This window comes from Ruegeria sp. N11 (assembly GCF_056531525.1).
In genome coordinates, this window is record NZ_JBQFLX010000032.1 from 19,961 (window position 1) to 28,556 (window position 8,596).

Below are 8,596 nucleotides of genomic sequence, written 5' to 3' on the forward strand. Positions count from 1 at the left end.
ATGGATCTCGCTAGGTTTGCAATTGAGAAGCGCCTAATTTCGGCGTTGGTGACTATTCTCATCTTGGTCGCTGGCTATTTTGCATACTTAACTCTTCCTCGTTTCGAAGATCCTGAGTTTATAATCAGGCAAGCTCAGGTCATAACACCTTATCCGGGTGCCACTGCAGAAGAAGTCGCAGAAGAAGTCACCGAGGTGATTGAGAATGCTCTACAAGAGCTCCTAGGGGTAAAAGAGGTGAAGTCAGTTTCATCACCCGGACTCAGCACTGTGACGGTCGAATTTACAATCCCCACAACTCCTGATTTTCCGTCACTTCACGCAAGATTTGCCCAATTGCGCGCAAAGATACTTGACGCTCAAACTAGCCTGCCGCCGAACTCACTCCAATCGCAAGTCTACGATGACTTCGGCGATGTGTATGCCTTGTATTTCGCGGTTGTTGGTGATGGCTATTCTATAGCCGAGCTCCACGAGTACGCGAAGGAGCTCCAGAGGGAGTTGGTTGCCGTCAGCGGTGTTTCCAAGGTGGTCTTAAGTGGTGAACAGAATGAAGCAATCTTTGTAGAATACGCACCAGCAAGGTTAATAGAACTTGGAATATCACCACAAAAAATTGGGCAAGTTCTGGAGGGGCAAAACCTCGTAGCGCCGGCGGGTTCCATCAAGTCCAACTCGCGTCGCATAGAGATACGGCCGTCGGCGGCAGTCGACTCAATTGACGCTATCAAAGACTTAGTCGTTTCTGTGCCGAGTAGCGGTGCATCATTTCGACTTTCAGATATCGCAACCGTGTCCCGCGGTTACGTTGAACCCGCAAGCCCCCTACTTTTTCGGGACGGCCAACCTGCAATTGGAATTGGAATATCCAATAGCCTGGGCGGAAACGTTGTGAACATGGGCGAAGCAGTGAAGCAACGGATAAACGAGTTGGAGAACCTTAGGCCAATCGGAATCCAGATTTTGCCAATCTCTGATCAGTCTGCTTCGGTAAAAGAATCGATCAACGACTTTGTCATGAACGTGGTTCTGGCGCTCATCATCGTTGTAGGCATATTGCTTATTTTTATGGGGTTAAGATCCGGAATACTGATGGGAGGTATTCTGTTGGTCACAGTTGCAGGCACGCTTGCCGGTATGCAGCTATTGGGGCTGGACATGCAAAGGATTTCACTAGGCGCGCTAATCATTGCACTCGGCATGCTGGTTGATAACGCTATTGTCGTTGTCGAAGGTACGTTGGTCCGAGTTCAACGCGGTGAAGCCACCAGCAACGCTGCTATCACTGTCGTAAATCAAACCAAATGGCCGCTACTCGGAGGAACAGTTGTAGGACTCTTGGCGTTTTCTCCAATTGGCTTTTCACCGGACAACACGGGCGAATACGCCGGGAGCCTCTTCTGGACTATTACGATTTCCTTGCTCTTTTCGTGGTTGATAGCGATATGGCTCACACCCTATTTTTGTACTCTGCTACTGAAACCAACCTCGGAAACACCGCCTGCAGAGAATGCCATTCTCCGTGCATATCGTTCGCTCCTCGCTTATGCGATCCAATACCGGCACCTTACGGTGGGCCTTATTGTTGCGCTCTTTTTCTCTGCAATCGCAGGGTTTGCGTTAGTACCGCCGGGTTTCTTTCCCAACAGCACCAGGGCGCAATTTGTGGTGGATTACTTTTTGCCAGAGGGAACCGACATTGAACAAACCAGTCAGGACATGCGAGAGATTGAAGCGCATCTCTTAACTCTACCTGGTGTCACGTCCACAAATCTTTCCGTGGGCAGCGGGCATTTACGCTTCATGTTGGTATACGACAGTGAAGACCAGAACCCCGCCTATGGTCAAATTTTGGTGGACGTGGAGGATTATCGGCGGATCGATGCATTACAGCCGGAAATTCAGTCTTGGATCAACCAAAAGTACGCTGACTCATATGCAAAAGTTTGGAAGTTTGTATTGGGTCCTGGAGGTGGATCGAAAATCGAAGTCGAATTTTCTGGACCCGATCCCGTTGTGCTTCGCGAACTCGCCGAAAAGGCAAAACTGATATTTGCTGAAAACGGAGCCATCGCGATAAAAGACGACTGGCGCGAACAAAAGCAGGTAATTCGACCAGTTATTGACACAGAAAACGCCCGAAGGCTGGGTCTCACCCAAGCGGAGATATCTAGGGCAGTTTACTGGCATCAAGTAGGGGCGCCTATAGGGATTTATCGCGAAGGCGACAACTTATTGGACATAGTAATGCGCCCATTCGAAGCAGACCGAAACAATATTAGTGACCTAAAAAACATCCAAATTTACAGCGATGTAGCCGGAGGATACATTCCGATATCTCAAGTTGTAGACCGATTTGACCTTGTTTTCGAAGCTGGGAACTTTAGGCGCATCGACCGCAAGCTTGCAATCACCGCACAAGCCGATAACGCACCAGAAGTACTCTCAGGCGACCTTTTCGCTCAAATCCGACCATTCGTAGAGGCAATCCATTTGCCGAGTGGGTATTCTCTTGAATGGAGGGGTGAGTACGGGGACTCGCAAAGTGCAAACGACGGTTTGGCTTCGACTATGCCGCTTGGGTTCGGAGCGATGATTGTCGTAGTTTTCTTCTTGTTTAATGCAGTCCGTCAGCCACTGATCATATGGTTGACAGTACCTCTGGCTCTCATTGGAGTCGTCTGGGGGCTCGCGGCAACCAGAACGCCACTCGAATTTATGGCAATACTGGGTATTTTGTCTCTAACAGGGATGCTAATCAAAAACGCTATCGTCCTTATTGACGAAACCGATACTCAGATTGCTGGTGGAAAACCTCGATTGCAGGCTGTTGTCGACTCAGCTGTTCTACGCGTCCGCCCAGTGGCACTGGGAGTACTTACTACTGTACTTGGAGTAATGCCTTTGCTGTGGGATCCATTTTTTGAGTCGCTCGCAGTGGTGATTATCTGCGGTTTGAGTTTTGCGACCGTTCTTACGCTGATAGTAGTGCCGACTCTGTACTCAATATTCTTTAGAATAAATGAGGACGAAATAGCGGCTTAGTAACTAACCTTCAGATCCTCATCTCCGCAAGACATATCACGCTTTCGCCATGTTCCAGGTTTTAAGTACGTGCTTTTGCATTGACCTGCTGATTTGGATCGACCTTCTATTCGCGCGTCCTTGCCAGACCTGCAGAAATCTAGGTCTCCAAGTGCGGAAACTAACTTTTTTCGCAATCCTCTAGCATTCTTGGTTCAGAACAGAGATTCTGTTGGAACATTGCGAACAGTAAGTTTGCCTGACCAAACCTCTGCTCGTTCGGCGTTTGCCGAAAGACATTTTTTCTGAGCCGTTCTCGTAGATATCCAAAATCTGCTTTCTGTGCATTTCTGACGTTCTGCGGCCGGAAGGCTGCTCACCTGCGAATTGGAGCTTTGTCCGCAAGGCGGAATTGCATACATTGGATTAATTGTCCGGATTGGGCTGCGACCGGTCAATTATGATTGCTGCGGAGAACGGCAGCCCTGAGCCCAAACTTACAGCTTCAACAAGTAGCAGCGAATGTCGGCTTCGCAGTCCGGTGCAGACTTATTGTCCGGACAACTCCGCCCTATGTGCGTCTGCCAGTTCGGCCATGCTATTAAAACAAAAATTGTAGCTGGGCATCTCAGCCGGGTTCATAGTTGCTCCGAACCCTTCTTTCTCATAGCGGCGGTAAATCCAGCAATTTTTCAGCCCTTGTTTGTTGGCCGGACTATGGTCATGGAACATACTTTCGGCGGTGTGCAGAATGTCTTCTTTTGCGATGCCCTGCCTTGCAAGGGTTTCCAGCATGTAGTCGAAGTTGCGATCATTGGGTTTGTAGCTGCCCACGTCCTCTGCAGTATAAACGCCGTCAAAATGGACGCCGAGCCGCGCGTTCGACCCTGAAAAGCTTACATTGTCGGTATTGGTCAGGACGACCAGTTTGTAGTGTTGTTTGAGATAGGCGAGTGCGTCACGGCTATCGTCAAATGCAGGCCACTGGCGCACCGAGAGGCCGTATGCTTGGCATTCTTCCCAAGTCACTTCGACACCCCATTCTTCAGCCAAACGACGGTAAACGATAGCAAGGAGATCGGAGTATTTTTTGTTGGGTGTCCAGCGCTGTGTCGTGGATTCATGATAGGCGTGCGCTTCAAGGATGTCGTCACGTGTCAGGTCTTGTGTGATCTTGTCAGTCAATGGTTTGAGAGCTGTGACCATCCCGCTTTCCCAGTCTATCAGCGTGCCATAAACGTCGAATGCCAGAACCTTGAAGTCCGTCAGTTTCACAGTTTCTCTCCTTCTTATTGATATGGAGGATTTCGCTGAATTGTTGTCAGGCCCAACGGATCAACCCAATAATTGCCGACGTTGCATAGAAGACTTGGAGCAAAAGGAAAGCCCAACGCCGATCTAAAATTGCCCACCCTGCAAACAGACCTGAAGACACAAGCAGCAGCGAGAATCCAAGCATTTCTGCTCCTACGTTGAGCGCAATCGACAATGCATAAACCATCGCCAAGACGGAGCCGATAATCTCGAATAGCGATGTGAGCTGTCGCTTGTCGCGCCCAACGACATTCGTTTGTGTGATCTCCGTCATCGCTCAGCACTGCCTTTGCAGAAAGTCTACCAGCAAGGCAGAAATCTTTTCGGGTTGATCTTCCAGTGAGAAGTGACCGCAGTCTTCCAACACATGGAGTTCTGAACCTGGGATTGCGTCGTGCAGTCGATGCGCCCAATCAACAACCTGCCACGCATCCTCAGCTCCCCAAATCAATTGAACTGGGTTCTTGCCGAGTTCAGCATAACGAGGGGCAATTTCGTCTGTATGCTTTGGGTCGTAATGCATGACTTGATGCTGGAAAAAGCTTCCCTGACCGACCGGACCACAGATGAAGTCCAAATAGGTCTCCATCGAAGTTTCTGCTAAACGCACTTTGTTTTGAACCGTCGAATAGAACCATTCGCGGAAATGCTCACGATGATCGGCATCTGGTGCTTTGATCAGCTTTTCTAAACCAGCTTGCATCTGCTCATTAGTGCGCTTTGAGGGCCAGCTATCATAGCTCACTACATCAATCATGCTGAGCGTGCGAACCCGGTCAGGCGACTGGACGCCAAAGCGCTGTGCAATTCCACCGCCGATGTCATGGGCGATGACGTGCAGATCATCTAGGCCCCATATGTCGAGCAATCCTTCAAGAATTGGGACTTGGCCGGTGACGGACGTGTCGATAGCCGGGTCGCAAGGGCGTTCCGACAACCCATATCCCAGCAAGTCGTAGACATGGACTTTGTATCCAGCGGAGACCAGCGAAGGCAGTATATTGCGCCAGATATATGAGGAGGACGGTGTGCCGTGGATAAGAACCACGGGGCTCCCTTCACCATGTACGCCATGAGAGATGCGTGTGCCGTTGATGATGACATTTTGATTAACAAGGTGGGTCATAACGATGCTCTAGATTTTTAGCTTTCGCAAACCTTAGCCAAGCGATAGCATATGAATCAAATGAATGATTGTCATACAATGATTGAAAAATGTCATGGATGGTTGAGAGAATGTCTAAGAGACTTGAAATAGATGCACTACGAGCTCTGCTCGCCATTGCTCACTACGGCGGTGTTACGCGCGCAGCAGAACATCTGGCGTTGTCGCAATCCGCCGTCAGTCACAAAATTAGACGCCTCGAACAAGCGTTGGATTGCAACCTGCTCGCGCGTCGAGCGGGTGGGCCGTTGTTCACTGAGGCAGGCAAGCGGCTTTGTGACTATGCGCGCCGCATGGTTGACCTGCATGACGAAGCCCTTTCTGATTTGGGTAAGAAACCTCTTGCCGGGACCATCCGACTAGGCGTGACTGAGGATACGGCAACAAGCGACATCGCCCGGATCCTCGGGCGATTCACAAGACTTTTCCCTGAGGTCAACGTGCGAACCCGAACAAGCCAAAGTCTGAATGTGCAGGCCTGGCTCGAGGCAGGTGAACTGGACGTTGTAGTAATGCAGATTTTCAACTCCGATGTCGCGAAAGGTGACCTCGTTCTTTTTGACGACACTCTGCATTGGGTGAAATCTCCTGACCTGCTCCTAAACCCCTTGGGGTCAATTCCATTTCTCTCGTTCGACAAAAATTGCTTTTACAGGCAATGGGGCTTCGCTGACGGTCAAGCGCAGGGGCATCACTTTGAACAGGTGTTGGAATGCCCCAGCGCCGCCGGAGTAAAATCCGCCGTCCAATCTGGGCTTGGGGTAGCGCTATTGAATGGGATGCACCTATCTGACGAAATCGAGGTCATCGAGGGGGTGTTTCCAGCACCACCCGATATTACGTTTGTGGCTCGCATACATCCCAAAAGAAAAACCGAACCCGTAAAAGCGCTCATCGACGAAATCGCACGCGAGCTCAGCGTTTCGATCCCTTTGCGCGCTGCCGGATAGCGCTTCAAAGCAGCCTTTCGGGAACTCGCAGCCAAAGACTGTTTTGTCCGCAACGCGGTCATTGATAGGCTGCGTAGCGAACGACCGCTCCGAGCCAAAGCGGACATGTCCGTTCCACATATTATGTGCGTCCTCAGGGAGAGGGACCGCAAAAGCTTTGGTGCTCGCGATACCCTGGAACTTGCACAATAAACATGGCCCATCGCGCTGCGTTTCACTAAGCTGGCTGAGTTTTCCTGGTTCGTGGAGGAACGATTGTGCGGTGGATAAGACCACTGATTGCCGGAGTATCCCTCCCGTGCCTGCTTTTAGGTCTTCTGTTCTTTGCAGCCTCGCTGACCCCCTCCCTCATTCCACGCGAGCCAATGGTTCAGGGATTATTAGGCGGGATCTTGGTGGCGCTTGGCTACCTACTGGGGCGTGTGCTCGAACTTATTTGGCAGGCCGCAGATCTGCCTCGCATGCGCGGACGTCTAGCGCTTGTTGGCAACATTGTCTTTGCAGCTCTTGTTGCCGGATTTTCAATATGGACGCTGACTTTCAGCTTTGAATGGCAGAATGAGTTACGCGCAAAAATGGGGATGGAGCTTGCAGATGCAAAGCACCTGGCGCAGATCCTCTTGGCAGGGACCGGAACCTTTGCGCTTTTTTTTCTGATCGGCGCGTTCGTGGCGGCCCTGTTCCGATGGGTCAGGGACCGCTTCTATCGCTTCATGCCGCCGCGCCGAGCCAATGTTCTGGGCGTTGTGACGGTCGCCCTGCTGCTCTTCGTCGTCACCCGCGACGGCATTTTCGACCGGGTGGTCACGGGCGTGGATGAAAGCTTCGAGGCCGCTCAGATGCTTTTTGATATCGCGCCTGACCTGCCCGAAAGACCGGATCAGGCTGGTTCCGAAGCGTCTCTGATTGACTGGGCGGCGATGGGTCAACCTGGTCGAGATTTCGTCCTGGATGGACCGGATGCCGAAGCGATTTCCGCCTTCACAGGCAAACCCGCGCAGGACCCTATTCGGGTTTATGTCGGCCGGGCGAACGGCGAATCACCGCAAAAGCGGGCTGAACTGGCACTTGCCGAGCTAAAACGGCTGAGGGCTTTTGATCGGGAAGTTCTGATCGTTACTAGCCCCACAGGAACCGGTTGGATGGACCCGGGTTCTCACGATCCGGTGGAATACATGCACAATGGCGATATCGCGACGGTTAGCGCCCAGTATTCCTACCTACAATCTCCTCTGGCACTGGTTCTAGAAACCCGGACCGGCCTCGATCAGGCGACCGCGCTTCTCGACGTGGTGCACTCCTATTGGCGGACGCTGCCAAAGGATCGCCGCCCAAGATTTTACGTGCATGGTCTGAGCCTTGGTGCCTGGTCGTCGATGCATGCCACCAACCTCTTCCGCCTTGCTGACGACCCGATCGATGGAGCCTTCTGGGCCGGCCCGCCGTTTCCGTCACGGTTCTGGCAGCAAGCGCAAAACGCGCGCGAACCTGGCAGTCCATGGGTGCTCCCCATCATTGGGAACGGATCGTTCGTCCGATTTGCGTCTCACTTCTCGGATGCCTCTCAAGCCATCGCCGACTGGGGGGACATGCGGATCGTATTCCTGCAGTATTCCAGCGATCCGATCGTTTTCTACGATCCGAGTTCCCTTTGGCGGGCACCGCCCTGGATGAACGAACCTCCGGCTGAAGATGTCTCAAAGCAACTCGTCTTCATACCGGTAGTCACGCAGTTTCAGTTGGCCCTCGACATGGCGTTATCTTTTGGTACGCCACCAGGACATGGACACGCCTATTTTGCGCAGGATTACATCTCGCCCTGGGTCGAGGTCACGGCCCCTGCGGACTGGACTGCTACTGACACCAAACGGCTGAAAGCGCACTGCGATATCGGGTACCAGCTTGGATGCCGGAACCGGTGAACCAGTGTTAACGTTCCTTAATCTGTCTTGCGAGCTCGGCACAGGCCGTCGATAGAAGCTGAGAGATTATTCCGCATTCCTGAGAAGCGGCGCGCAAGGCGAGCGTCTGCTTCGGGCTAATTCTTTTGAAAAACTCTTCTTTGATTGACGCACAAGTCGCTGATTCAATTTCCGTACTGAACGGGAGAATGAGCGATGATGGGGCCAAGGCAGCAAGCACA

Annotated in this window: 7 protein-coding genes; 3 read left to right on the forward strand and 4 right to left on the reverse strand. The window is 51.8% G+C overall.

Annotated features, from left to right (window positions below; translation table 11 throughout):
• Positions 1-3,045, forward strand: a complete 3,045-nt coding sequence (locus ACR0J8_RS22770) for an efflux RND transporter permease subunit (RefSeq protein WP_480892504.1) — start codon at positions 1-3, stop codon at positions 3,043-3,045.
• 528 nt (positions 3,046-3,573) lie between these two features.
• Here ACR0J8_RS22770 and ACR0J8_RS22775 read toward each other — a convergent pair.
• The 3 genes from ACR0J8_RS22775 to ACR0J8_RS22785 are packed head-to-tail and all read right to left on the reverse strand — an operon-like array spanning position 3,574 to position 5,464.
• Positions 3,574-4,299, reverse strand: a complete 726-nt coding sequence (locus tag ACR0J8_RS22775) for a haloacid dehalogenase type II (RefSeq protein WP_480892507.1) — start codon at positions 4,297-4,299, stop codon at positions 3,574-3,576.
• Between the two features lie 46 nt (positions 4,300-4,345).
• A complete protein-coding gene (locus ACR0J8_RS22780) occupies positions 4,346-4,612 on the reverse strand; it encodes a hypothetical protein (protein WP_480527523.1) in 267 nt (88 codons plus the stop codon).
• A gap of 3 nt (positions 4,613-4,615) precedes the next feature.
• Positions 4,616-5,464 (reverse strand): alpha/beta fold hydrolase, encoded by an 849-nt coding sequence (locus ACR0J8_RS22785; protein WP_480527524.1) that lies wholly within the window; start codon positions 5,462-5,464, stop codon positions 4,616-4,618.
• A gap of 98 nt (positions 5,465-5,562) precedes the next feature.
• Between ACR0J8_RS22785 and ACR0J8_RS22790 the strand changes: the two genes are divergently transcribed.
• Positions 5,563-6,453, forward strand: a complete 891-nt coding sequence (locus tag ACR0J8_RS22790) for a LysR family transcriptional regulator (RefSeq protein ID WP_480892510.1) — start codon at positions 5,563-5,565, stop codon at positions 6,451-6,453.
• Positions 6,454-6,710: 257 nt separating this feature from the next.
• A complete protein-coding gene (locus tag ACR0J8_RS22795; protein ID WP_480892513.1) occupies positions 6,711-8,375 on the forward strand; it encodes an alpha/beta hydrolase in 1,665 nt (554 codons plus the stop codon).
• A 7-nt stretch (positions 8,376-8,382) separates the two neighbouring features.
• On the opposite strand, the gene ACR0J8_RS22800 is transcribed toward ACR0J8_RS22795, so the two are convergent.
• Positions 8,383-8,596, reverse strand: a 214-nt coding sequence (locus ACR0J8_RS22800) for a hypothetical protein (RefSeq protein ID WP_480892516.1), incomplete at its 5' end; no start/stop codon positions are given.

Excerpts from the sequence above, each read along its gene's own strand:
- ACR0J8_RS22770 (WP_480892504.1), top strand. The coding sequence starts at position 1 with ATGGATCTCGCTAGGTTTGCAATTGAGAAGCGCCTAATTTCGGCGTTG.
- ACR0J8_RS22780 (WP_480527523.1), bottom strand. The coding sequence starts at position 4,612 with ATGACGGAGATCACACAAACGAATGTCGTTGGGCGCGACAAGCGACAG.
- ACR0J8_RS22785 (WP_480527524.1), bottom strand. The coding sequence starts at position 5,464 with ATGACCCACCTTGTTAATCAAAATGTCATCATCAACGGCACACGCATC.
- ACR0J8_RS22790 (WP_480892510.1), top strand. The coding sequence starts at position 5,563 with ATGGTTGAGAGAATGTCTAAGAGACTTGAAATAGATGCACTACGAGCT.